This is a genomic window from Arthrobacter sp. 135MFCol5.1, from assembly GCF_000374865.1.
In the GTDB taxonomy this organism is placed as follows: domain Bacteria; phylum Actinomycetota; class Actinomycetes; order Actinomycetales; family Micrococcaceae; genus Arthrobacter.
Genome location: NZ_KB895464.1, coordinates 36,101 through 60,385, shown reverse-complemented (window position 1 = coordinate 60,385; position 24,285 = coordinate 36,101). Strand labels below are relative to the sequence as shown.

Below are 24,285 nucleotides of genomic sequence, written 5' to 3'. Positions count from 1 at the left end.
GTCAGCAGGACTCGAAGTCGGTGAGCACCTTCACTTTGCCAGCCGAGGCCGACGCCGGGTCGAACGTGTAGCCGATCCATTCCCTGGCGAGGCGGCGGGCGAGTTCGATGCCCACCACCCGCTGGCCCATGGTGAGGACCTGGCAGTCGTTGGACAGGATGGAGCGTTCCACGGAGAAGGAGTCGTGGGCGGCGGTGGCGCGGATGCCTTCGACTTTGTTGGCGGCGATGGCGACGCCGATTCCGGTACCGCAGAACAGGATGGCCCGGTCAGCGGCGCCGTCCCGGATCATCTCGCCGGCGGCAATGCCCACGTACGGGTAGGGCTTGGCGAAGTCATCCGGCGCGTCGCTCCGGTTGACGCCGATGTCGATGACCTCGCTGACGCGCGGATCGTTCCGCAGGTCCGCGAGGACCATGTCCTTGTAGTCCACGCCCGCTTCATCCGCGCCGACAATGAGCCGCAGCCCCATGGTGTTCCCTTCCGTTGTCATGACTCAGCGGCCGCCGCCGCAACGGTGGCGGTGCTGCCTTCGGACCCGGCGGCGCCGGTGAAGTGCGGCCCCATGACGGCGAAGACCATGGCCAGCGATGTGGCGCCGGGATCCGCCGTGCCCAGGCTCTTTTCCGCAAGGGGCCGGGCCCGGCCCTTAAGGGGAAGGAGGTCCGCGGTGCCTTCCGCCGCAGCAGCGGATTCCTGCGCGGCTTCCTGCCATGCACGGCCCGTTTCCACGCCCTCGGCCACTGCGCGGCTAAAGGCGGAGGCGAAGGGCAGCAGGGCATCTACCATGGTCTTGTCGCCTGTTTCGGCCTTGCCCAACTGGATGATCCGGTCAGCGAATGCGGTCACGGCTGCTGCCAGCGCGCGCGGTTCAGGGGCCGAGGAGTTGCCCAGCGTCTCGCCAAAGGCACGCAGCGCCGCTCCCCACAGGACGCCGGAGGTGCCCCCTGCCTTGTCCGCCCAGGCGTCCCCGGCGGCAGCCAGCACATCACCGGCACCGGCGCCGTGGCCCAGGGCGGCGGAGGCGGCTGCGGCGGCCGCGTCGACGCCGCGGACCATGCCCCGGCCGTGGTCGCCGTCGCCGGCAATCGCATCCATGCGGCCCAGCCGCTCTTCGGCGTCGTGCAGGGACGAACGGGCGGCATCAATGGCCGCTACGCAGGCGGCGGCGTACTCGCGGGAGGCGTCCGTGGCGACGAACGCCGCAGCGGCCGCGCCGCCGTCGGCCGTTTCCTCGACGCCCCGGGCCCCGGCCTCCAGGGCAGCGTTGCCGCGGCGGTAGGCAGGCGTCTCCGCAGGGGCAACCCACAGCGGCTCAACTTCTTCATCAAGCCAGGTGACGGTCAGCGAGACGCCGGCCATGTCCAGGCTGGTCACCAACTCGCCCACCTCGGGCATCACCAGCGTGTAGCCGGCGGCACGCAGCAGTGGCGCCACGGTCCCCCAGAGGACGAAGAGCTCCTCATGCTTGGTGGAGCCGAGCCCGTTGAGGATGACGGCGATGCGCTTGCCGGCGTGCGGTGGCGTTTCAGCGAGCACCCGGGCCACCAGTTCGTGGCCAAGGTCCTTGGCCGAAGGCAGGTCGGTGTCGTGCAGGCCGGGTTCGCCGTGGATGCCCAGGCCCAGGCCCATCTGCCCTTCGGGCAGGGTGAACAGGGGCGATTCGGCGCCCGGGAAGGTGCAGCCGGCAAACGCGCTGCCGATGGTCCGCGTCAGGTCGTTGGCCTTGCGGCCCAGGCGGACCACCTCGGCCAGGTCCTCGCCGTTCTCGGCGGCGGCGCCCATGACCTTGAACACCGTGAAGTCACCGGCGATGCCGCGGCGTTTCGCTGATTCCGACGGCGGGGCGCTGGCGATGTCGTCAGTGACCAGGACGTTCTCCACCTCGATGCCCTCGGCGGCCAGGCGCTCGCTGGCCATGCCGAAGTTCATCACGTCGCCGGCGTAGTTGCCGTAGGTGAAGACGACGCCGGCACCGGACTCGGCGGCCTTGGCCACCGCGTAGGCCTGCTGCGCCGACGGCGAGGTGAAGATGTTGCCCACCACCGCGCCATCGGCGAAGCCGGCACCGACCAGCCCGGCGAAGGCCGGGTAGTGGCCCGAGCCGCCGCCGGCCAGGACTGCCACCTTGGGCTGTGCCGGCCGGAAGCGGCGGACGGCACCGCCGGGAACCTGCCGGACCAGGTCCGAGTGGACGTCGCAGAACCCGGCGAGGGCTTCTTCGGCGAAGTCGGAAGGGTCGTTGAAGATCTTTGTCATGGAGGGAGCTTTCTGGCTGGCGCCGGGGCCGGCTGTTAGTGGATGTGGCTGCCGCCGTTGATGTCAATGGTGGTGCCGGTGAGGTAGGCGGAGTCCTCGGAGGACAGGAAGGTGATCACGGAGGCCACTTCCTCGGTGGTGGCGTTCCGGCCCAGCGGGATGCCGGCGTTGATGGCTGCTTCCTGCTCCTCGGTGCTGCCCACGCGGATGTTGGTGTCCACCGCACCCGGGGTGATGGCGTTGACGGTGACGCCGGTGCTACCGAGCTCACGCGCGAGGGCCTTGGTGAAGCCCAGGATGGCCGCCTTGGCAGCGGAGTAGGGAACCTTGCCGAAGACGCCGCCGCCGCGCTGGGCGGAGACGGAGGACATGTTCACGATCCGGCCCCAGCCGTTGTCGATCATGGCGGGCAGGAAGGCCTTGGTCACCAGGTAGGTGCCGGTGGCGTTGACGTCCATGACCTTGTGCCACAGTTCCAGGGTGGTCTCCAGGAATGGCACCGGGGAGGTGATGCCGGCGATGTTGGCCAGGGCGCCGACGGGCGGGAGGTTGCCGGCTGCCACTTCGGCGGCGACGGCGGCCTGGGCGGCGGTGACGGAGGCTTCGTTGGCGACGTCGATCTCGTGGCCGAACGCGGGGACATTGAATTCGTTGCCGATTTCGGCTGCGACCTTGGCGGACTTCTCGCCGTCCAGGTCCAGGATGGCGATGCCCCAGCCCTCACGAGCGTAACGGCGGGCGCTGGTGATGCCGATGCCCCGGTCCGAAGTTGCTCCGGTGAGGACGGCGGTGCGCTGGATGGCGGTCATGGTGGTGCTCCTTGGGGTGTGTGCAGGTCAGATGAGGTCGGTGATGAAGCTTGCAGCCTTGGCGGCGGCGGCCGGGCGTTCGTCATGGGTGACGTCCCGGGTTTCCAGTTCGAGCGAGAAGTGGCCGGCGTAGCCGTCGGCCGCGAGACGCTTCAGGCCCCCGGCGAAGTCGGCGTTACCGTTGCCGATGCTGAGGTTGATGTTCCCGGGCACGGCGTCGCGCAGGTGGACGTGGCTGATGCGTCCCGCATGAACGTCCAGATAGTCCTGGATGTCCTCGCCGGCGGCGGTGATGTGGCTGAAGTCCATGACGATTCCGACGCCGGATCCGGCCAGCCGTTCGGCCAGCAGTCCCGCACGTTCCAGGTTCCAGCAGAACCGCAGGAAGTGCAGGGACTCGGTCCAGAGTTCGACGCCGAACCCTGCAGCGCGCCGGGCCGCAGCCGCGAGCTGCCCGGCAATGAGGTCCAGGTCTTCCTCGACGCTCCGGACCGGGTTGTGATCGAGGGCGCCGCAGGGCAGCACCAGGGCGTTGGCCCCGATGTTGGCAGTGAGGGTGAGCAGGGCGTCCAGGTGGCGCCGCCTGGCGTCCTGTCCATTGGAGTCGAGGACTGCGTTCAAGTCCCCTATGTCGCCGTTCACTGAGCGGACCCGCAGACCGGAAGCGATGACTTCCTGCGACACCGCCGCCACGGCGGCCTCGTCAAGTTCGTAGGGGACGTGGTCGCAGACCCCGGGCAGGGCGCCCAGATCGATCTCTTCGAATCCCAGACCCTTCATGGTGCCCAGGGCAGTGCCCAGGTCCTGGTGCCGGAAGCTGATGGATGAGCACCCAAGTCTGGAATGGAACATCATTGATCCTTTGAATCGTGCCGAGCGGTAGTGATGGGCACCACAGTACTGGCGTTAACTGTCAACAGTCAACTCTGAAAGTCGACTGTTGACAGTGAAGATGAGGTGCGTCACACTGGGTCGTACCAATTTGTTAACAGTCGACAGCGGCGGACCTTCCACAGCCGCTTTTCGAAAGGGAACCACCATGAGCAAAGATGCTCTGACCATGCGCGGCCCGGTCCACGGCACCAAGGACGCCCGCCGAGTTGCCATCGGATCCGGCGTGGGGGCCGTCATCGAGACGTATGACTTCATCGGCTTCGGCACCGCTGCCGCACTGTATTTCGGCACCGCCTTCTTCCCCGGCAGCGATCCCGTCACGGGGACCCTCGCCTCCTTCGCCACCTTGGGCGTCGGCTTTGCGGCCCGTCCGCTGGGCGGCATCATCGGTGGGCACCTGGGCGACAAGGTGGGCCGCAAGCCCGTCCTGGTCTCCTCGCTGATCCTGATGGGCCTGGCCACCTTCGCCATCGGCCTGCTCCCCACCTACGCCGCCGTCGGCCTGTTGGCTCCGGCACTGCTGGTCTTCGTCCGCATCGTCCAGGGCCTGGCCTTCGGCGCGGAGTGGGGCGGCGCCATCCTGATGAGCTACGAGCATGCGCCGTGGAAGACCAAGGGCAAGTACACCGGCATTGTCCAGGCCGGCTTCCCGGTGGGCCTGCTGCTGGCCAACCTGACGTTCCTCGCAAGCGCCGGCCTCGGCGGTGAACTTGCCTGGCGCATCCCGTTCCTGGCCAGCATCGTGCTGGTCGCCGTCGGCCTGGTCATCCGGTCCAAGGTTCCCGAGTCCCCCGTTTTCGACGAGGTCAAGGACAGCGGCACCATCGTCAAGGCACCCATCGTCGAGGTCCTCAAGACGGACTGGCGCAACATCGTCAAGGGCATCGGCCTGCGCATCGCCGAGACCGCCGGTTACGCCGTATCCATCACCTACATGATTTCCTACCTCAACAGCCAGCACTTGGCGGACAAGACCCAAACCCTCGTCGCCCTCTGCATCGCCTCCGCCATCGGCATCTTCGCCACCCAGGCCTGGGCGGCACTGACGGACCGCATCGGCCGCCGTCCCCTCTATGTCTGGTCCACGGCCTTCGCCGCACTGTTCGCGATCCCCATGTTCCTGCTGGTCAACACCGGCCTGTTCATCGCCATCATCCTCACCATCGTGATCTCCTACGCGGTCTGCCAGAACTCTCTGGCCGGTGCCCAGGGCGCCTGGTTCCCCGAGCTCTTCCAGGCCAAGACCCGCGCCTCCGGCGCCAGCCTGGCCTACCAGATCTCCGCCATGGTGTCCGGCTTTACGCCGTTCATCACCACCTTGCTGTTCGTCAGCTTCGGCTGGATGGGCCCGGCGCTGCTCTTCGGCGCCTACGCCCTGATCGGCCTATGGGCCGCGATCGCCACCCGGGAAACCTGGGGCAAGCGGGAACGGCAGCTCGCAGACGAAGCCACCAAAAGCACCCCCAACACGGTCAACGCCTGAATGACCACCACGCACCAGAGAATCACGGAGCACGCAATGCCTACAGAAACCGTCCAGGACGCCGCCCCGCAGGGACAGACATATCAGGCTGGGGTGACCCCGGAGCGGGTGGACAAGATCAGCGCCGCCGCGTACCGCATCCGGCACCACGCCCTGAACATGGGCGAAGTCCAGGGCCAGGGCTACGTGGGGCAGGCCCTGGGCGCCGCGGACATGCTGGCCACCGTCTACGGGGACCAGCTGCGGTTCAGGGCGGAGGACCCGCACTGGGAGGCCCGCGACCGGTTCCTGCTTTCCACCGGCCACTACGCGATCGGCCACTACGCCGCCCTCGCCGAGGCCGGCATCGTCCCGGTCCAGGAGCTGGAAACCTATGGTTCGGATGACTCGCGGCTGCCGATGTCCGGGATGTCCACCTACACCCCCGGCATGGAAATCTCCGGCGGCTCCCTGGGCCACGGGCTGACCATCGCCGTCGGCATGGCCCTGGGCCTCCGCTACCAGGGCTCCAACGCCCGGGTGTTCAACTTCCTCTCCGACGGCGAACTGGATGAGGGCTCCACCTGGGAGGCCGCCATGGGCGCGCACCACCACCAGCTGGGCAACCTCACCGCCATGGTGGACATCAATGCGCTGCAGGCCGACGGCAAGACGGACACGGTCCTCCGCACCGAGCCGGTCACCGAAAAGTGGGAATCGTTCGGCTGGTACACCCAGCGCGTGGACGGGAACGACGTCGGCGCCCTGCTGGCAGCGTTCGACAACGCAGCCGCCCAGGCCGCCGCCGTCGGACGTCCCTCCGTGATCCTGTGCGACACCAAGGTGGGCCGCGGCGTTCCCCTGCTGGAGGAGCGCGAAAAAGCGCACTTCATGCGCATCGAAGAACACGAATGGCAGGTCTGCCGCGAGCAGCTCACCGCCGGATATGAAGGAAAGGCTTCAGCATGAGCACCACCACGACGACGGCCACGCCCGCCAAGCCCAAGCTGAAGACCTCGGCGATGATCGCCTCCTTCGCGGACCCCGGCCAGAAGACGTCCTCCGCGCCGTTCGGTCACGCCCTGGTCAAGGCCGCGCAGGAGAACGACAGGATCGTGGGCCTGACCGCGGACCTGGGCAAATACACGGACATGCACATCTTCGCCCAGGCCTTCCCGGAACGGTTCTTCCAGATGGGCATGGCAGAGCAGTTGCTCTTCGGCGCCGCGGCCGGCCTGGCCGAAACCGGGCTGGTCCCGTTCGCGTCCACCTATTCGGTGTTCGCGGCCCGCCGCGCCTACGACTTCCTGTGCCTGGACGCTGCCGAACCAAACCTGAACGTCAACATCGTGGGCGGCCTGCCCGGCCTCACCACCGGGTACGGGCCCAGCCACCAGGCCACCGAGGACATGGCGATCTTCCGCGGCATGCCCAACCTGACCATCGTGGACCCCTGCGATTCGGTGGACATCGAGCAGGCGGTGCCGCAGCTGGCAGCGTCGGAAGGCCCCACATACCTGCGACTGCTGCGCGGCAACGTGCCCACCGTCCTTGACGAGTACGGCTACACCTTCGAGCTGGGCAAGGCCAAGGTGCTGCGTGGCGGCAACGACGTCGTGTTCATCTCCTCCGGCCTGATGACCATGCGTGCCCTCCAGGCAGCCGAGGCGCTGGCGGCCCACAACGTGGACGTCGCCGTCGTACACACCCCCACCATCAAACCGTTCGACGCCGAAACCGTCCTCGCGGAGATCAATACCGGCCGCCTCGCCGTCACGCTGGAAAACCATTCCGTGGTGGGTGGACTGTTCGAAACCGTCGCCTCCGCCGTCGTCACCGCGGGGCTGGGCAAGCGCGTGGTGCCCGTGGCACTCCCGGACCAGTTCCTCGATGCCGGCGCCCTGCCCACCCTGCACGACCGCTACGGCCTGGCCACGGACCGCATCGTCGCCAAGGTCCTCGCCGAACTCGGCTAAAGGCAAGCCACCCCATGAAAATGCACGGCACCGGTCCCAAGCCGGTGCCGTGCATTCTGCCGTACTATCGAAACTACTCCCGACTGTAGACAGTCGACTTATGACATTGAGGACAGAAGCCATGGCCGGACTGACCGCCCCGTTGCTGGGACTGGAAAAGAAGAGCCTCCGCGAGCAGGCGCTCTCGGCGCTGCGGACCGCCATCACCAGCGGAGAGCTGGAACCCGGGCGCCACTTGGTGGAAACCGAACTGTCCGAGATGCTGCAGATCAGCCGCGGCACTCTCCGCGAAGCCCTCCGCCAGCTTGAACAGGAGGGCCTGCTCTCCGCTGGGCCCCGCGGCAGGCTGTCCGTCCGCCACCTGGACGAAAAGGAAATCCGGGACATCTACTCCGTCCGCGCCGCCTTGGAGTCCCTCGCGGCCCGGACCCTGTGCGAACTGCCCGACCGGCAACAGGTCACCGACTCGCTGCACAAGGCCGTTGACGCCATGGATGCCGCAGCCAGCGGCACCCTGGAGGAACGGATCGAATCCGACCTCGAATTCCACCGCACGCTGTGCCGGCTCACCGGCAACGAAACGCTCCTCCACTCCTGGGAGTCCCTGGAGGGCTCCATCCGGATGTCCATCATGTTCGCCGGCCTGGAAAAAGGCGTCCGCAACATGAGCGTGGACCGGCACAAGGACATCGTCGCCGCCATTGATACCGGCGACGCCGCGCTGGCCCGGAAGACCATCCTGGAACACATGGACACCGCGGCCGCCAACCTGGTGGCATAGCCCGTCGGCGGCACCAAAAACCGCGCCGCCTGGGCCCGTTTGGGAATCCCCGAAAGCTCCCGGCCGTTAACCTACTGTGCGGTAGAGTGCCGCAGCGTTAACGAGGGACGGTATGACCGCAAAGTTTGTGTCAGTTGAGGACGACGCCGGGAAGATCACCCGGTATGCCCGCCACGACAACGGCGGCGGCCTCATCGCTCCAGGAGCGAAGGTGGCCGAGAGCGCACGGATCGGCCCCATGACCTACGTGGAGCACGGTGCGCAGGTGGGTGCGGGCTGCAGGATCGGGCACGGCAGCTGGATTGACCGTGACGCACGGATCGGTGACCGGACCGTGATCGGCGACGGTGTGCGCATCGGGCGTGGCACAGTCATTGGCAACCGGGTCCATATTGGCAGCCATTCCAGGATCGGCTCCGGCGTCCTGGTAGAGCACGGCGCCCACCTTGTCACGGACAGCACCGTGCCGGACGGCAGCGAAGTCCTCGCCGGGGCGCACTCGCGCTTGGCCGCCACCGCGCACCGGCCGCACCGCAAAGCCAAGGGAAAGATCGCGGCGTAGCTCCGGCCTTTGCTGGGAGGCGCGCCGGGGCGGTCAGGGAACCGTACTGGCGCGCACCACCAGTTCCGCCGGATAGACCACCGGGTCCATGTGCTCCCCGGGGGATCCGATCGCGCTGACCAGGAGTTGTCCTGCCGCAGAAGCCATGTCCACCATGGGGTGCGCCACGGTAGTGAGTCCCAAGCCGTTTGATGCCTGGATGGCGTGGTTGTCGAAGCCCACCACTGCCACATCCTCCGGTACCCGCCGGCCCGTGCCCCGAAGGGCATCCACGACGCCGAGGGCCATGAGGTCGGAGGCGGCGAAAATCCCGTCCACTCCGGGCGCTTGGGCCAGCAGGCGCCCGGCCGCGGCGGCGCCACCCGTCGTCGTAAAGTCCCCGTGGATGACGGGCCCGGGCTGCAGGCCCGCGTCCTTGAGTCCCTGGAGCCAACCGTCAAGGCGGTCGACGGCGGCCGTCATGTCGGTGGGGCCGGCAACACTTGCCAGCGTGGTGCGGCCCAAGGATGCCAGGTGCCGGGCTGCCAGCCGGCCGCCCTCGAAGTTGTCCAGGTCCACGTAGGGAATTCCCGCTCCCGTGTCCCAGGGCCTGCCGATGAAGACGGTGGGCAGCCCCGTGGCACCCAAGGTCTCCACCCAGTCATCGGCGCGGTGGTGGGACACCACGATGGCACCGTCCACGTGCCCGCCGCGCAGGTAGCGGAGGGTCCGGGCGGAGTCGTCCCCGGCCCGGGACATCAGGAGCACCAACTGCAGGTCGGTGCCGCGCAGTGCTTCATTGACGCCCGTGATCACGGCAGCGAAGTAGGGGTCCATCATGACCCGGGCGTCAGGTTCAGGGATGACCAGCGCCACCGAACCGGCGCGCCGGGTGACCAAGCTCCGTGCAGCGCGGTTCGGTGTGTAGCCCAACGCCACGATTGCGGCATCGACGGCGGCCTGGGCCTTCGCACTCACCTTGGACCCGCCGTTGATTGCGCGGGATGCGGTGGAACGGGATACCCCGGCGGCCGACGCCAGGTTCTCCAGCGTGGGACTGGGCCGCCCTGCTCCTGGCGTGCCCGGGCGGCTGGAGTTTGCGTTCATTCCACCGACAATACGACACCGAGGGTGCGTGGGAGCGCTCCCGAAAAGCCTTGCCTGGGCAAAAACGCAATGCTACGCTTCCCCGACGGGAGCGCTCCCACCACTCGGCCCGGCTGCCCCAGTTGCCCTGGCCGTCCACCCCATCACCGACAGGACCAGCAATGCCGCTAGCCCCACGCCCTGATACAGCCAACCCCGTATTGTTACCGCGCCTGCACCGGGCCGGGACGATTGCGGCCGCCGCCGCCTTGCTCATGGGTCTCTTCGCCGCCGGCGGGGCAGCACCCGCGCAGGCCGCAGCACCGGCCCTGGGCCCGGCAGCCCAGGCACCGGCGTCGCCAGTGCCCCCAGCCCCAGCACCGGCTTCAGGACACCCCTTCGGACCCAACACCTACGTTTTCGATCCCGGCATGCCGGTGGCCCGGATCAAGGCCACGGTGGATTCCATTGCGGCGCAGCAGGTGGACGACGAAATGGGGACCAAACGCTATTCCCTGCTCTTCAAGCCCGGCACCTACGGCACGCCCCAAGAGCCGCTGATCATCCAGGTGGGGTATTCCACCGAGGTTGCGGGCCTGGGCGCTGCCCCCACCGACGTCACCATCAACGGGCACGTGGACGTCTACAACCGGTGCCTGGCCGCTGACAACTGCATCGCGCTCAACAACTTCTGGCGCTCCTTGTCCAACCTCACCATCAACGTCACGGGCCTTGAGGGGTGCCGGAGCTCCGCCAACTTCTGGGCCGCCTCCCAGGCCTCCCCCATGCGCCGGGTCAACATCACCGGCGGCAACCTCTCCCTGATGGACTACTGCACGGCCGGTCCACAGTACGCCAGCGGCGGTTTCATCGCAGATTCAAAGACGGGCGCCGTCATCAATGGCTCCCAGCAGCAGTACCTGGTCCGCAACAGCAGCATCGGAAGCTGGTCAAATGGAGTCTGGAACCAGGTGTTCTCAGGGGTGAACGGTGCACCTGCCGATTCCTTTCCGAACCCGCCCTACACCACCTTGGACAGCACTCCCATCAGCCGCGAGAAGCCCTACCTGACCGTGGATCCGGCCGGCCAGTACAGCGTGTTCGTTCCCTCCGTCCGCCAGGACTCTGCCGGGACCACGTGGGAAAACGGCCCCACCGCGGGCCGCAGCATCCCCTTGACCGACTTCTATATCGCAAAGCCCGGCGATTCAGTGCAGACCATCAATTCCCAGCTGGCCCGCGGAAAGAACCTGCTCCTGACCCCCGGGGTCTACGACGTTGACCGGAGCATTGAGGTCAAGCGGGCCGGAACCGTGGTCCTGGGACTCGGGATGGCAACCCTCACCGCCGTCAACGGCTCAGTTCCCCTGACGGTGGCAGATGTCCCCGGAGTGGACATCGCCGCCGTCACGGTGGACGCCGGCGAGGTGAATTCGCCCGCCCTGATGCGCATCGGGAAGGGCAATGGGCCGTCCAGCTCATCCGTGCACACCGATCCGGCAAACCCCACCACGCTCCATGATGTGTTCTTCCGCGTCGGTGGACCGCATAGCGGCAAAGCCTCGGTCAGCCTGGAAGTCAACAGCGACAACGTCCTTCTGGACCACATCTGGGCCTGGCGCGCCGACCATGGAAACGGCGTCGGCTGGACCACCAACACCGGTGCGAACGGTGTGATCGTCAACGGCAACAACGTCACGGCCACGGGCCTGTTCGTGGAGCACTACCAGCAGTACAACGTCATCTGGAATGGAGAAAGCGGGCGCACGGTCTTCTTCCAGAACGAGCTGCCCTACGACGCCCCCAACCAGGCCGCGTGGCAGCACGACGGGGTCCTGGGCTGGGCAGGCTACAAGGTGGCAGACTCCGTCAAGGCCCACGAGCTCTGGGGCGGCGGCAGCTACGTTTACACCAACGTCGACCCCAGCATCCACGCAACGAGGGGCTTTGAGGTGCCGGTAACGCCGGGCGTGAAGCTGCACAGCCTTTTGACGGTGAACCTCGGCGCAGGCACGCTGGATCACGTGGTCAACGACACGGGGGCGCCGGTCTCAACCGACGCCGTGGGGGTTCCCAGCTACGTAGCCGATTTCGGCTGACCGGCTGATTCCGTCCGTTGCTGATTCTGTCCGTTAAGGTCCGGACCTGGCGGGCGCGGTGCCGGTGGTACCGCGCCCCGTCACTTGGTCCGGAACGCCTTGCCCTTCAGCGCCGCGCCGGCCCATACGGCCAGCAGCAAGGCCACCAGCAGCAGGCCGGCGTCGCCCAGGTCGATCGATCCGAGCCACCCCGTCACGGGATCGTCAAGGGACAACGCGGCGTGCAGGAATCCGCCGAGCGTGATCACGGCAATGAACAGGGCGGACACGGCCGAGATGCCCGTGACCACGGCGTTGAAACCGAGCTTCCGCCGGGGGTCGTCCAGCGCGGAGCGGTACATCCGCAGCATGGCCATGCCGTTCACCGAGTCGCAGAGTGTCATCGCGGCGGCGAAGGCGACCGGCAGCGCAAGCAGGGCGAACGGCGGCACTCCGGCCAGCGAGGCCGCCGTCGTCATCATCAGCAGCCCGATGGTGGTGGCAGTGTCAAAGCCGAGGCCGAACAGGAACCCAATCACGTAGATGTTCCGCGGCCGGCGCACCCTGGACAGCGGCCGGGCCAGCAGCCGCGCCACCGCGCCCTGCGGTTCCAGGTCCCGGGGCTCGACGGCGGCGCCGTTGCGGGCGCGGCGGTAGGCGCCGGCGGAACGGACGAAGGCGGAGCCGTTGAACAGTCCCATGGCCAGCAGGAACAGGCCGGATACGCCGCTGCCGATCAGGCCCAGGACCAGGTTGCCGGCCGAACCGTCCTGCATCAGTCCGCCCACCAGGGATGCCCCCGCGATGACCAGCACCCCGGCGAGGGTCACCACGGAGCTGTGCCCCAGGCTGAAGGCGAAGCCAACGCTGACCGGGTCTTGACGCTGCGCCACGAACTTGCGGGTGGAGTTGTCGATGGCTGCCAGGTGGTCCCAGTCGTAGCTGTGCTTCACGCCGGCCAGGTAGGCGGTGAGGAACAGGCCCCAGGTCAGCGGTTGGCCGCCGGCGGTCGTGCCGGCGAGCAGGAGGACGACGGCGGCGGCGTGCAGGGCGGCCACCGCGCCGAAAGTGAACAGCGCGCGGGTCCGGAGCGGCAGGGAGTCCCGGTCCCGGTAGAGGGTGGCGATGCTGGTCATCAGTGCTTCCTCAGGTCCAGCGGACCCTGGCCGTACCAGCGACTGCGCAGGAAGTCGGTGCAGGACCGGAGCAGGCGGTTCAGTTCGTCGGTGCTGTTGGAGAGGCTCCGCAGAACCAGCCCGGAAGTCCCCGCAACTGGGCGCGCCAGTGAGATGCCGGTCAGCGCTTCGCGGCCGGCCGTGAGCCCGTGCAGGTCATCGGCGAGTGCCTGGTCCACCCTCGCATCCACCACCACCAGGGACCCGAGGTGGCTGTGGCCTTCCATGAATCCGAGCCCGGTGACGTCGTGCAGCGGTGGCCGGATCAGCAGGTTGTCCAGCGCCAGCAGGTGGGTTCCGCCGTCGGATTCGACGCGGATTTCGTTGCGCAGCCGCACTTCCCGGTATTGGAAAGCCGAACCGTCCGGCGACCAGCCGGGAGTGACCACCTCAGCCATGACCAAGGACGACGACGGCCGCAGGGTCACGGAGGTCCGCTGCCGGTAGCTGGCCTCGCGGTAGGCGATGAGCTGGTCCGGCATGAATTCCAGCCGCGCCGCCTCCCCCAGCCGCACCACCATCCGCTGCTCGGCAAAGGACCCGGGAGTCCGATAAATCTTGGTAGCGGATTGGGTGGTCAACAGCAGGTCAGCCCCCTCCCCGACCTCCACATCTATGACAAAGAGATCCGCCCCAAGATAAGCCCCGCCAGGATTGACGACGACATAACAAACCTGCCCGGAGTCATCAAGATAGTGCGGGCGGAGTACTCGAAGAGCGCCACGGTGATATTGATACGTCGCGACTGAACGCTGACCGCGTAAGGCGACCCGAAGCTCAAGCTCGCCCATCGGGGGCCGATCAGCGGACGCGGGTGATAGGGGCCGCGGCGTGGCGGGCACCGCGAAGCGGGCACGGCCCCTATCATCCGCGGGCGCAGGCCCCGGCGAGGTGCCTGCTTGAGGTGACCCGACCGCCGTCGTACTCATGAGGCCAAATCAAGCATCAGGACGTCGTGCCGGATCCAGTCGATGACCTTGTCCAGGCCCTCGTCAGTTTTCAGGTTGGTGAAGCAGAACGGTTTGTTGCCTCGGAATTCCTTGGAATCCCGCTCCATGACGGCCAGGTCAGCGCCGACGTGGGGTGCGAGGTCGGTTTTGTTGATGATGAAGAGGTCGGACTTGATCATGCCCTGGCCGGCTTTGCGGGGGATCTTTTCGCCTTGGGCCACGTCGATGATGTAGATGGAGAAGTCGACGAGTTCGGGGCTGAAGGTGGCGGAAAGGTTGTCGCCGCCGGATTCGACGAAGATGACTTGCAGGTCGGGGTGGCGGGTTTTGAGTTCCTCGATGGCGGCGGTGTTCATGGAGGTGTCTTCGCGGATGGCGGTGTGCGGGCAGCCGCCGGTTTCGACGCCGATGATCCGGTCCACGGGGAGGATGCCGTTGGCGGCAAGGATTTTGGCGTCCTCGATGGTGTAGATGTCGTTGGTGATGGCGGCCATGGAGATTTCCCCGCTCATGTGCCGGGTGAGCCGCTCCACGAGCTGGGTCTTGCCAGCTCCCACGGGTCCTCCGATGCCGATCTTGATGGGTTCAGACATGTGTCCTCCTTTGACTCAAAAGCACAGTATTTTCAAGCACGGTCAGCTCATGAACATGCGGGCACGTTGGCGTTCGTGCCTCATTTGCGAGATTTCCAGGCCGGGGCTGACGGCCCCAAGGTCGTCCGGCGTGAGGTGGGCGATCGTGTCGATGGCGGCAGCGACGTCGTCGTGCGCTGCCCGCAGCACCCGCTGCCCGGCGTTCTGGCCCAGCGGGATGGCACGCACGGCGTTCTGCGTCAGCGAGGTGACGGTGGCGAAAAGGTAGGCGGCGAGCGCCTCCTGGAGCGGAACGTCCAGGGAGCGGGCGACGACGGCGAACGCGAGCGGCTGGTGCCCTGCGGCCCGGCCGTCACCCACCAGGTCCCGGTACAGTCCCAGCGCAGGTGAAGGAAACACCTCAGCCCCAATCTCCAGCAGCCGGAGCCCCATTTTGACGCTCGCCTCCCGAACCTGCCGCGGCAGGAGAGAAGCAGAAAGAAGAGAATCCAGCTCCCCCACATCAGCCCCTTCATAAAGGAACCGAATCGCCAGCCCATCCGAGTAAGTAAGCTGCTGCGACACAAAAGCACCAAGCCACACCCCAAAAGAAGCCTCATCAGCGACCACCCCGGCGTCGACATAGGTCTCGAACCCAAGCGAGTGGGCAAACGCCCCAGTAGGAAGCGCAGAGTCAGTGAGCTGCTGCAGCGCCAGCTGATACCCGCTCACTAAGCGCCTCCCAAAGGCGCGAGACCCAAGCGACGGCCCGGGATGGGGGCTGCGGCGTGGTGGGCACCGCGAAGCGGGCACAGCCCCCATTCCGGGTCGGCGCAGCCAGCCCGGCCGGCGCCAAGAGCCGAAGACGACGACCTAGTGCGAGTGTTCAGCATGGCGGAAAGGCACAGGCATGACGCGTTCCTGGCGGGTGTAGGGCACTGAGTTGTGGCGGAGGTAGTCCTCGACGGTGTGGTCGTAGGCGCACACCATGACATCGGCCCCGTACTCGGAGGACGCGTCGAAGAACTGTGCCTGGAGGTGCCTGTTGCCGAGGGAGTGTGCGGTGACGCCCATTTCGTGGATGGTGCGGGGTGCGATGACCAGGACGTCGGTGGGCAGCACGGACACCACGATCATGTTGGCCTCTTCCACGTGGAGGATGTCGCCGTCGCGGAGGTCCCCGGAGCCGGCGGACAGTCGGATGCCGATCTCCTTGCCGTGGTCCGTGGTGGCGCGCTGGATGCGCTTGACCAGCTGGGAGCTGGGAAGCATCACCTTTTCCCGGTGCAGTCCGGCGTAGGTTTCGGGGTCCGGGAGGTCATGCAGGTTGCCGAGGACTTTGTCGATGATCACGTGGGGGCTCCGGTGGGGTCTAGAACAGGAAGTAGCGCTGCGCCATGGGCAGGACGTCGGAGGGTTCGCAGGTGACGTCCTCGCCGTCGACCGTCACCTGGTAGGTTTCCGGGTCCACCTGGATGTCCGGGGTTGCGTCGTTGTATTTGAGGTCGGCTTTGGTGAGGTTGCGGATGCCGGAGACGGGCCGGATGACCTTCTCCAGCCCCAATTCCCCGGGCACGCCGGCGTCGATCGCTGCCTGGGACAGGAAGGTGATGGAGGACTGCTGCACAGCCTTGCCGAACGTGGCGAACATGGGCCGCATGGTGCGTGGCTGCGGTGTGGGGATGGAAGCGTTCGCGTCTCCCATCAGGGCGTAGGCAATCTGGCCGCCCTTGAGCACCAGCTCAGGTTTGACCCCGAAGAAGGCCGGGTCCCAGAGCACGAGGTCGGCGAATTTGCCCACCTCCACCGAGCCCACCGAGTCCGCGATGCCCTGGGCGATGGCCGGGTTGATCGTGTATTTGGCCACGTAGCGCTTGAGCCGGAAGTTGTCGCTGCCTGGCGAGCCGTGGCTGCCCGGGCCGGTCCCGCCGTCGCCCTCGTCCAGGGCGCCGCGCTGCTTCTTCATCTTGTCCGCCACCTGCCAGGTGCGGGTGATGACCTCACCCACCCGGCCCATGGCCTGCGAGTCGGAGGAGGTAATGGAGAAAATGCCCAGGTCCTGGAGGACGTCCTCGGCGGCGATGGTCTCGGCGCGGATGCGGGAGTCCGCGAAGGCCACGTCCTCGGGGATGTCCGGGTTGAGGTGGTGGCACACCATGAGCATGTCCAGGTGCTCTTCGATGGTGTTGCGGGTGTAGGGCAGGGTGGGGTTGGTGGAGGCGGGCAGGACGTTGGGCATGCCGGCGATCTTGATGATGTCCGGCGCGTGGCCGCCGCCGGCGCCTTCGGTGTGGAAGGTGTGGATCACGCGCCCGTTGATGGCCCGGATGGTGTCCTCCACGAACCCGCACTCGTTCAGGGTGTCGGTGTGGATGGCCACCTGGACGTCGTATTCGTCGGCGACGGTGAGCGAGGTGTCTATCGAGGAGGTGGTGGATCCCCAGTCCTCGTGGACTTTCAGGCCGATGGCGCCGGCTCGGATCTGCTCGGCGAGGGGTTCGACGGCGGACGCGTGGCCTTTCCCGAACAGGCCGATGTTCATGGGCAGCCCTTCGGCTGCCTGCAGCATCCGCTGGATGTGCCACTTTCCGGGCGTCACGGTGGTGGCCTTGGTGCCTTCAGCCGGGCCGGTGCCGCCGCCGATCATGGTGGTCACGCCGCTGGCCAGGGCCGTGGGCACCTGATCCGGGGAGATGAAGTGGATGTGGGTGTCGATGCCACCGGCGGTAAGGATTTTCCGTTCCCCGGCGATGATTTCAGTGCTGGCCCCGATGACGATGTCCACGCCGTCGGTGATCTGCGGGTTGCCCGCCTTGCCGATCCTGAAGATGTGCCCGTCCCTGATGGCCACGTCCGCTTTGTAGATGCCGGTGTAGTCAAGGATGACGGCGTTGGTGATGACGGTGTCGGGGATGTCTGCGCCCTGGACGTTCCCGTCCCTGGTGGCCTGGCCGTTCTGGCCCATGCCGTCGCGGATGACCTTGCCGCCGCCGAACACCACTTCCTCGCCGTAGGCGGTGAAGTCTTTTTCGATCTCGAGGAACAGGTCGGTGTCCGCCAGGCGGATCTTGTCCCCGGCGGTGGGGCCGTAGAGGTCCGCGTACTGCCGGCGTGGAATCTCGAAGCTCACTTTGCGCCCCCGTCCAGGCGGGTGCCGCCGTCGAGCTTTCCGTTGACGGCGTTGCTGAGTCCGTAGACCTCGCGTGCGCCGGCCAGTTCGATCAGCCGTACGCTGCGGGAGTCGCCGGGTTCGAACCGGGCGGCTGTTCCGGCCGGAATGTCCAGGCGCCGGCCGTAGGCCGCCTCCCGGTCGAAGGACAGGGCGGCGTTGGCCTCGGCGAAGTGGAAGTGGGAGCCCACCTGGACGGGCCGGTCACCGGTGTTGGTCACCGCAACGTCGATGGACTCCCGGCCGGGGTTCGCCGTCACGGGCTCGGGCCGGAGGATGTACTCGCCTGGGATCATTGCGGCGCTCCTTAGCGGATCGGGTTGTGGACGGTGACCAGCTTGGTGCCGTCGGGGAACGTGGCCTCGACCTGCACGTCATGGATCATCTCGGGCACCCCTTCCATGACGTCGTCACGGCCCAGCAGGGTGGTGCCGTAGCTCATGAGCTCGGCCACGGTCCTGCCGTCCCGGGCACCTTCGATCAGTTCGTAGCTGATGATGGCCACGGCTTCGGGGTAGTTGAGCTTGAGTCCCCGCCCCTGGCGGCGGCGGGCGAGGTCCGCGGCCACTACGATCAGGAGCTTTTCCTGCTCACGCGGCATCAGATGCATGGGGTTCCCTTCGACGGCCTGGGGCGTGCTGCCAGCCAGCCTAGGCCGGTCACGTTTCCGCCACGTTTCAGGTCCATCATCCGGACGGAACGCTAGGGTGCGGATTCCCGGATCTTCAGCTCGAACCCTGATTCCATGTGCACGCCCTGCCCGGATGTTTCGCGCCCGCCGATCCGGTCCAGCAGCAGGCTGATCGAACGCTCCGCGATCTCATCCATGCCTGGGGAGATGGTGGTCAAGGACGGGGACGCGAAACGGGCCTCGTCGATGTCGTCAAAGCCCGCGACCGCCACGTCCCCCGGCACGTTGACGCCCCTGATCAACAATTCGTGCATGGCGCCCAATGCCAGGACGTCGTTCAGGCCGAAAACGGCGTCGAACTGCACGCCCGAGGCCATCAGTCCCGCCACGGCGGCGGCACCTGTATCGCGGCGCCATTCGGCGGGGGCCACCAGGTCGGCGTCGAATTGGACGCCCGCCTGTTCCAGCGCCTTCCGGTACCCGTTCATGCGCAGTCCCGCGGTCCCGGTGGACTCCTCCGGGTGGGCGCCGATGACGGCGATGCGACGGCGGCCGGCCTGCAGCAGGTGGGTGGTCAGCGCAGCCGCGGCTTCCCCGTTCTTCATGGTGACCAGGTCGAAGCGGGGGTCCATGATGTGCTCGCCGAGCATCACCAGGGGTTTGGTGCCGGCGCGGGCGGCGATGGCGTCGGCGTCCAGCACCAGCGGGGTGAAGAGCAGCCCGTCGGTGAGCTGCCGGAACGTCCCGTGCAGGGCGCTGAGTTCAACGGAAGCCTCAGCGCCGGACTGCTCCACCAGCACCCGGTAGCCGCGGCGCGATGCGGCCTTCATCAGCCTGGACGCCAGTTCCGCGTAGTAGGGCGCCGAGAGGTCGGAGAGCACCAGGCCCAGCATGGACGTCTTGCCAGAGCGCAGGCTTCGGGCGGTGAGGTTGGCCTCATACCCCAGTTCAGCAATGGCGTCCTGCACACGCTGCTTGGTGGCCGGGCGGATGAACTCGTAGTCGTTCAGGACGTTCGAGACCGTTTTGAGCGAAACGCCGGCCGCGCGGGCGACGTCGTTCATGGTGACTGCCATTAACGTTCTTTTCCTGCCTTCGCCGCCGCCTTGGCCGCTTGCTTGCTGGCCCGCACCTTGGCCAGGGATTCCGGGTCCACGATGTCCGCCACGGACAGGTAGGAGCCCTCTTCCCCGTAATGGCCGGCCGCTTCCCGCCAGCCGGGCGCGTCAAGGCCCCGCTGCTTGCCCAGCAGGGCCAGGAAGATCTTTGCTTTTTGCTCACCGAAGCCGGGCAGCGCCTTGAGCCGCTTCAACACCTCTGCACCGTCGGGTGAGCCCTTGGTCCAGATGGCTGCGGCATCGCCGTCCCAGTGGTCCCGGACAGCCTCGGCGAGCGCCTGCACCCTGCCGGCCATGGATCCGGGGAAGCGGTGGACGGCGGGCCGTTCCTTGAAGATCTCCACGAATTCCGCGGGGTCGTGCCCGGCGATGGCCTCGGGCGTCAGGGTGCCCATCCGGGTCCTGATCTTTTCCGGTCCGGCGAAGGCCGATTCCATGGTGACCTGCTGGTCCAGCAGCATGCCGGTCAGCAGGGCGAAGGCGTCCTCACTCAACAACTTGTCCGCGGCGGGATCGCCCGTGATGTGCAGTTCCATGCCGTCCATCCTCCCACCTGCGGGCCGTCGTCGTCATGGGGCCGCCTCCGCCCTGGCACGCGGCCCGTTCAGGCCTCCACGGCGAGCCGGATCATGGACCAGGACACGGCCGGGAGCTCGGCTGTCAGGTGTCCGCCGTCGGCCTTGGCCGTGACGTTCTCCGCCGGCAGGACGGAGCTGGAATCGTCGGCCGTGGCCTGCCAGTAGGGGTCCTTGTTGGAGTAGGTCAGCGCCTCGATGACCCGGACGTTGCCCAGTCCCCCGACGGCGGCGTCAAGTGTCAGTGCCCCGGCGGCCGAGCGGTTGACGGCGAACACCACCGCCTCGCCCTTTGCCGCGTCGTAGGTGGCGACGGCGGACAGGGCGGCGAAGTCGGCCGTCGTACCTCCGCTGACAAGGGGGGATTCGACGGCGAGTTGCAGGACCGTGCCGGACGCGTGCCGGGAGGTCAGGGCGAACGGGTGGAAGGTGGTCTGCTTCCAGGACCGGCCGCCGGGTTCGGTCATGATGGGGGCGATGACGTTCACCAGTTGCGCGAGGCTTGCCGAGAGGACGCGGTCCGTGTTCCGGAGCAGCGTGACCAGCAGGTCCCCCACCACCACGGCGTCGGCCACCGTGTAGGTGTCCTCCAACAGGACGGGGGCCACGGGCCAGTCGTTTCCGCTGGGGACTTTGGATTCGCCGCGGCTCATGTGCCAGACGTTCCATTCGTCGAAGGAGATGTTGACCTGTTTGGTGGACTTTCGGACGGACTTCACGTGGTCGATGTGGCTGACGATGTCGCGGATGAAGGCTTCCATCTTGTGCCCGGCAGCGAGGTGTTCCTGGAGGTCGCCGGAGTCTTCGAAGTACTGGTGCGCGGAGACCAGGTCCACCACGTCGTAGGTTTCGGTCAGGACCACACGCTCCCACTCACCGAACGTGGGCATCGTGGGGCCGGAGCTGCCGCAGGCCACGAGTTCCAGGCCGGGATCGATCATGCGCATTCCGCGGGCGGTGTCCGCGGCCAGCCTGCCGTACTCCTGGGCGTTCTTGTGCCCGATCTGCCAGGGGCCGTCCATTTCGTTGCCCAGGCACCACATCCTGATGCCGTAGCCGGTGGCGGCACCGTTGGCGCGTCTTTTCTCTGAGAGGGCGGTGCCGCCGTCGATGTTGCAGTACTCCAGCAGGTCAAGGGCCTCCTGGACGCCGCGGGTGCCCAGGTTGACGGCCATCATGGGCTCTACGCCGGCCTTCGCGGACCACTTGGCGAACTCGTCCACGCCTACGGAGTTGGGGTCGGTGGAGTGCCAGGCCAAATCCAGCCGGACGGGCCGCTGGTCCACCGGTCCCACGCCGTCCTCCCAACGGTATCCGGAGACGAAGTTGCCGCCGGGGTACCGCACCGTGGAGACGCCCAGTTCACGGGTGAGCTCAAGTACATCCTTCCGGAAGCCGTCCTCGTCGGCATCGGGGTGGTCCGGCTCGAAGATTCCGGTGTACACACAGCGCCCGAGGTGCTCAACGAAAGCGCCAAAGGTGCGCCGCCGGACGGGGCCCACGGTGAAGGCGGGATCGATGGTGATCGTTGCCGGGGTGGATTCTGCTGGGGTCACGAAAACATCCTTGTGTCAGATTATTTACAACGTTATAGAAGCATTCTTTGCGGTTCTGTCCGGCGAGTCAAGGAAACGGGGAAGTCCGTGGTGTTTGCCCTCTCCCCCACATGCGCCGGGCAGGGCAGGGTCCCACCTGCGGCAATGGCCCGAAGGCATCGCAGGAGCAGGATTCCAAGTACTGCCCCGTCCCAAAAACAGGTACCAGCTACGCATTCACCGGGTGCTTCCTGGCCACTAAATTCTTCCCAGAGGCAATACCACTTCCGGCTTTCGGTACTTGACTCACTAGGGGGGTGTGGGACTGGCAATGAATGCACCACACCCACGTACAGGTTTCCCGGCCCGCAGGGCCCGGGTAGTAAGCGGGGCCGGCGACGAGGAGCTCTTTGAGACCAAGGGCTCTCCCCCAGCCGTCGCCGGCCCTCCATCCTCACGCGGCCCCGGCGGGGGCAGTGCTGCCACGGTTGCGCCTGCCTCTCCAGGACCCGACGGCCACCGTAATCCAGCCCTCCTGTTGGACCTGGTCAGCGGCGCCCAAACCCTCGCCGACTCCCTGGACCTGCTGGTGGCCGCATCCGCCGGGCACATCGCCAGGACGGCGGGGATTGAGGTGGGTTGCGGCCTGGTGCTGCAGCAGCCCAAGCGGAGTCCGGCGCTGTCCGGCACCTCCGAAGAGGTCCTCCGCCTGCTCGGCTGGGAACGCGGGTCCGCGGAGGGGCCGGTGACCGATGTCTTGTCGGGAGGCCATCCGGTGGCGGTGCTTCAACGGAACGGTGACTTCCGCTGGCGGCAGTACTCCGGGCGGCTGCAGTCCGCCGGATACGGCAGTGCCTTGGCAGTAAGGCTCCCGCTGGACGCCGGGGTCCAGCGGGAGCAGATATTTCCCGCCGAGGCCGACCCCCGCCGGATGACCGCGGCCCTCGCTTTCTTCGCACCGGATGCGAAAGCCTTTCCGCTCCAGGTCATCGCCGAGGCCCGCGGGTTCGCCACCCTGGCCGCCAGGAGCCTCCACATGGCCATCGACATGCACACTGCCCGGTCCCTCGCGACCGACCTCCACTCTGCCTTGGACAGCAGGACGTCCATCAACGTCGCGTGCGGCGTGATCATGGCCCAAAACAGGTGCTCCTACGAGGAGGCGTTCGCCATCCTCGCAAAGGCATCGAGCCACCGGAACATCAAGGTCCGCAAGGTGGCGGAGGGCATCCTGGAGCGGCTTCCGGAGGGGGCGCCGCAGCCGCACTTCGGCCGCTGACATGTTGTGATCCCTGCTTTTCACCAGTGGGTCAGGACGTCAACGTGCCCCTGGCGATGCTCACGCTGGAGTGTGCGGGGTTGCCATCCATTGGTTCGTCCGACACATCCACCACCGGGTACTGGGAGAGGTCCAGGCCGGTGGGCACCTGAAAGGTTCCGGACGTGGAGTTCATGACGCCCAGGCTGACCAGCCGGGTCAGGTCCGGGGCGATCAGCCACACCTCCTGGTAGCCCTTGGCTTCATCCTTGTCCAAGCTGATTTCCAGCTTGCGGGAGCCGTCTGGACCCGTCACGACCTTCGCCGACCCTGACGCTGAGTGCTGGGCCAGCGGCGCCAGCCGGGCAGCAGCAAGTTCCTGGGGCCCGGGCGGACGGTTCAACGCCCAGATGGCACCGGAAACCACCAGCGCAGCAGCAGCCGCCGTTGCCAGCAACGGGCCGGGGCGGTGCCACCACGCGGCCTTGGTCCTGCCGCCCCCGGCCCGGCCACCGAGCCGGATGACGTTCGACGGCGGCGCCGGCGCTGGCGGCGCGGCCACCCCTGACGCCACCGGGCCCTCCGCTGGCTCCTTCACGGCGAGCGGATCCTCCCGCAGTGATTCGGAAAGGCCCAGCTCCCGATGGATTCCAGCCCATACCTGGGGCCCGGGCACGGCCAGGCGGCCGACGTCAGGGGATGCCTTCACGGCATCCACCGTGCGGCGAAGGGCGGCAAAGTCATTCGCGCACTCGGGGCAGGCCGCAAGGTGATCGCGGCCCTCCGGATCCTCCCGCCCCTCGTAGAGTGCCAGGAGGCTCAACTGTTCCGGATCAAGATGCGGCATGGTCTACCTCCAATCTGCTGCGTAGATGCGAGAGGCTCCGGCGGATGTGGCTCTTGACCGTACCAAGCGGGAGCCCGAGCTTTCGTGAGATCTGCTCGTGCGTCAGGTCCTCGTAGAAGGCCAGCTTCATGATGGACCCCTGCGGCTCGCCGAGCCTCTCCAACTCCCCGTCCAGAAGCAACCGGTCCGCCAGCATTTCCGCCGCCTCCGTGCCGGTTCCGGCATCGTCCCCCATGCCGGCCCCGGCCGCGGCGAAGGCCTTGCGCGCTTCCCGGGCCGCCGCCGAATGGGCGTCGGTAATGGCGTTGCGCGTGATTCCGACGATCCATGCCGGAAGCCTGGCCACCTGGGGGTTGAAGGTGTTCCGTGAACGCCAGGCCCGGATAAAGACCTCCTGGGTCACGTCGTCGGCGGCCGCACGGTCCGGAAGGGAGCGCAGGGCCAAGGTTTGCACCAGGGGCGCGAACTCGCGGTAGGCCGCTGCCAGCGCGTTCTCGTCCCCGGCCAGGAAAGAATCGGTCAGCGTGTCGTCCCACCCGCGGGAGGCCTGCCCGGGAAGCGTCACAGGC

Annotated in this window: 25 protein-coding genes; 7 read left to right on the top strand and 18 right to left on the bottom strand. The window is 67.2% G+C overall.

Annotated features, from left to right (window positions below):
• Position 1 precedes the first annotated feature (1 nt).
• The 4 genes from C563_RS0116800 to C563_RS0116785 are packed head-to-tail and all read right to left on the bottom strand — an operon-like array spanning position 2 to position 3,920.
• On the bottom strand, positions 2 to 493 hold the full coding sequence (locus tag C563_RS0116800) for an RpiB/LacA/LacB family sugar-phosphate isomerase (RefSeq protein WP_018763236.1): 492 nt from the start codon (positions 491 to 493) through the stop codon (positions 2 to 4).
• Complete coding sequence (locus C563_RS0116795) at positions 490 to 2,259, bottom strand: dihydroxyacetone kinase family protein (RefSeq protein ID WP_018763235.1); 1,770 nt, start codon at positions 2,257 to 2,259, stop codon at positions 490 to 492. The genes C563_RS0116800 and C563_RS0116795 overlap by 4 nt, the downstream gene beginning before the upstream one ends.
• Positions 2,260 to 2,294: 35 nt before the next feature.
• Positions 2,295 to 3,068 (bottom strand): SDR family NAD(P)-dependent oxidoreductase, encoded by a 774-nt coding sequence (locus C563_RS0116790; protein WP_018763234.1) that lies wholly within the window; start codon positions 3,066 to 3,068, stop codon positions 2,295 to 2,297.
• Between the two features lie 27 nt (positions 3,069 to 3,095).
• The gene (locus tag C563_RS0116785) at positions 3,096 to 3,920 is read right to left on the bottom strand and encodes a sugar phosphate isomerase/epimerase family protein (protein ID WP_018763233.1); all 825 of its coding nucleotides are present in this window, start codon (positions 3,918 to 3,920) and stop codon (positions 3,096 to 3,098) included.
• Between the two features lie 187 nt (positions 3,921 to 4,107).
• Between C563_RS0116785 and C563_RS0116780 the strand changes: the two genes are divergently transcribed.
• From C563_RS0116780 to C563_RS0116760, 5 genes are all read left to right on the top strand, one after another.
• On the top strand, positions 4,108 to 5,445 hold the full coding sequence (locus C563_RS0116780) for an MFS transporter (protein WP_018763232.1): 1,338 nt from the start codon (positions 4,108 to 4,110) through the stop codon (positions 5,443 to 5,445).
• A gap of 36 nt (positions 5,446 to 5,481) precedes the next feature.
• A complete protein-coding gene (locus C563_RS0116775; RefSeq protein ID WP_018763231.1) occupies positions 5,482 to 6,393 on the top strand; it encodes a transketolase in 912 nt (303 codons plus the stop codon).
• Positions 6,390 to 7,400, top strand: coding sequence for a transketolase family protein (locus C563_RS0116770; protein WP_018763230.1), 1,011 nt, complete (start codon positions 6,390 to 6,392; stop codon positions 7,398 to 7,400). The genes C563_RS0116775 and C563_RS0116770 overlap by 4 nt, the downstream gene beginning before the upstream one ends.
• 121 nt (positions 7,401 to 7,521) lie before the next feature.
• Positions 7,522 to 8,181 (top strand): GntR family transcriptional regulator, encoded by a 660-nt coding sequence (locus tag C563_RS0116765; protein WP_018763229.1) that lies wholly within the window; start codon positions 7,522 to 7,524, stop codon positions 8,179 to 8,181.
• A 112-nt stretch (positions 8,182 to 8,293) separates the two neighbouring features.
• Positions 8,294 to 8,743, top strand: a complete 450-nt coding sequence (locus C563_RS0116760) for a transferase (protein ID WP_018763228.1) — start codon at positions 8,294 to 8,296, stop codon at positions 8,741 to 8,743.
• A 33-nt stretch (positions 8,744 to 8,776) separates the two neighbouring features.
• Here C563_RS0116760 and C563_RS0116755 read toward each other — a convergent pair whose 3' ends face one another.
• Complete coding sequence (locus C563_RS0116755; protein WP_018763227.1) at positions 8,777 to 9,829, bottom strand: LacI family DNA-binding transcriptional regulator; 1,053 nt, start codon at positions 9,827 to 9,829, stop codon at positions 8,777 to 8,779.
• 254 nt (positions 9,830 to 10,083) lie between these two features.
• Here C563_RS0116755 and C563_RS0116750 point away from each other — a divergent pair, with 254 nt between their 5' ends.
• Positions 10,084 to 11,907: a hypothetical protein gene (locus C563_RS0116750; protein ID WP_018763226.1), complete on the top strand. Its 1,824-nt coding sequence runs from the start codon at positions 10,084 to 10,086 to the stop codon at positions 11,905 to 11,907.
• Between the two features lie 80 nt (positions 11,908 to 11,987).
• Here the strand turns inward: C563_RS0116750 and C563_RS0116745 are convergent, their stop codons facing one another.
• The 11 genes from C563_RS0116745 to arfA all read right to left on the bottom strand — a co-directional run bounded on the left by C563_RS0116745 (position 11,988) and on the right by arfA (position 21,632).
• Complete coding sequence (locus C563_RS0116745) at positions 11,988 to 13,022, bottom strand: HoxN/HupN/NixA family nickel/cobalt transporter (protein WP_018763225.1); 1,035 nt, start codon at positions 13,020 to 13,022, stop codon at positions 11,988 to 11,990.
• On the bottom strand, positions 13,022 to 13,990 hold the full coding sequence (locus C563_RS0116740) for an urease accessory protein UreD (protein ID WP_026264997.1): 969 nt from the start codon (positions 13,988 to 13,990) through the stop codon (positions 13,022 to 13,024). The genes C563_RS0116745 and C563_RS0116740 overlap by 1 nt, the downstream gene beginning before the upstream one ends.
• Positions 13,987 to 14,604 carry an urease accessory protein UreG gene (ureG, locus tag C563_RS0116735; RefSeq protein ID WP_018763222.1) on the bottom strand — a complete coding sequence of 206 codons (618 nt, stop codon included), beginning with the start codon at positions 14,602 to 14,604 and terminating at the stop codon, positions 13,987 to 13,989. The genes C563_RS0116740 and ureG overlap by 4 nt, the downstream gene beginning before the upstream one ends.
• Before the next feature lie 42 nt (positions 14,605 to 14,646).
• Positions 14,647 to 15,315, bottom strand: a complete 669-nt coding sequence (locus tag C563_RS0116730) for an urease accessory protein UreF (protein WP_018763221.1) — start codon at positions 15,313 to 15,315, stop codon at positions 14,647 to 14,649.
• Positions 15,316 to 15,456: 141 nt separating this feature from the next.
• Positions 15,457 to 15,936 (bottom strand): urease accessory protein UreE, encoded by a 480-nt coding sequence (gene ureE / locus C563_RS0116725; RefSeq protein WP_018763220.1) that lies wholly within the window; start codon positions 15,934 to 15,936, stop codon positions 15,457 to 15,459.
• 19 nt (positions 15,937 to 15,955) lie between these two features.
• Positions 15,956 to 17,713 (bottom strand): urease subunit alpha, encoded by a 1,758-nt coding sequence (gene ureC, locus C563_RS0116720; RefSeq protein ID WP_018763219.1) that lies wholly within the window; start codon positions 17,711 to 17,713, stop codon positions 15,956 to 15,958.
• Positions 17,710 to 18,048 carry an urease subunit beta gene (locus tag C563_RS0116715; RefSeq protein WP_018763218.1) on the bottom strand — a complete coding sequence of 113 codons (339 nt, stop codon included), beginning with the start codon at positions 18,046 to 18,048 and terminating at the stop codon, positions 17,710 to 17,712. Before C563_RS0116715 ends, ureC begins: the two co-directional genes overlap by 4 nt.
• An 11-nt stretch (positions 18,049 to 18,059) precedes the next feature.
• A complete protein-coding gene (locus C563_RS0116710) occupies positions 18,060 to 18,362 on the bottom strand; it encodes an urease subunit gamma (protein WP_018763217.1) in 303 nt (100 codons plus the stop codon).
• Positions 18,363 to 18,454: 92 nt separating this feature from the next.
• Positions 18,455 to 19,459 carry a LacI family DNA-binding transcriptional regulator gene (locus C563_RS0116705; protein ID WP_018763216.1) on the bottom strand — a complete coding sequence of 335 codons (1,005 nt, stop codon included), beginning with the start codon at positions 19,457 to 19,459 and terminating at the stop codon, positions 18,455 to 18,457.
• On the bottom strand, positions 19,459 to 20,046 hold the full coding sequence (locus C563_RS0116700) for an HhH-GPD-type base excision DNA repair protein (RefSeq protein ID WP_018763215.1): 588 nt from the start codon (positions 20,044 to 20,046) through the stop codon (positions 19,459 to 19,461). The genes C563_RS0116705 and C563_RS0116700 overlap by 1 nt, the downstream gene beginning before the upstream one ends.
• A gap of 59 nt (positions 20,047 to 20,105) precedes the next feature.
• Positions 20,106 to 21,632 (bottom strand): arabinosylfuranosidase ArfA, encoded by a 1,527-nt coding sequence (gene arfA, locus C563_RS0116695; RefSeq protein ID WP_018763214.1) that lies wholly within the window; start codon positions 21,630 to 21,632, stop codon positions 20,106 to 20,108.
• A 310-nt stretch (positions 21,633 to 21,942) separates the two neighbouring features.
• Here arfA and C563_RS0116690 point away from each other — a divergent pair, with 310 nt between their 5' ends.
• On the top strand, positions 21,943 to 22,890 hold the full coding sequence (locus C563_RS0116690) for an ANTAR domain-containing protein (RefSeq protein WP_081624200.1): 948 nt from the start codon (positions 21,943 to 21,945) through the stop codon (positions 22,888 to 22,890).
• Between the two features lie 31 nt (positions 22,891 to 22,921).
• Here the strand turns inward: C563_RS0116690 and C563_RS0116685 are convergent, their stop codons facing one another.
• Positions 22,922 to 23,716 carry an anti-sigma factor domain-containing protein gene (locus C563_RS0116685; RefSeq protein ID WP_018763212.1) on the bottom strand — a complete coding sequence of 265 codons (795 nt, stop codon included), beginning with the start codon at positions 23,714 to 23,716 and terminating at the stop codon, positions 22,922 to 22,924.
• Positions 23,703 to 24,281, bottom strand: coding sequence for an RNA polymerase sigma factor (locus C563_RS0116680; protein WP_018763211.1), 579 nt, complete (start codon positions 24,279 to 24,281; stop codon positions 23,703 to 23,705). The genes C563_RS0116685 and C563_RS0116680 overlap by 14 nt, the downstream gene beginning before the upstream one ends.
• Between the last annotated feature and the right edge of the window lie 4 nt (positions 24,282 to 24,285).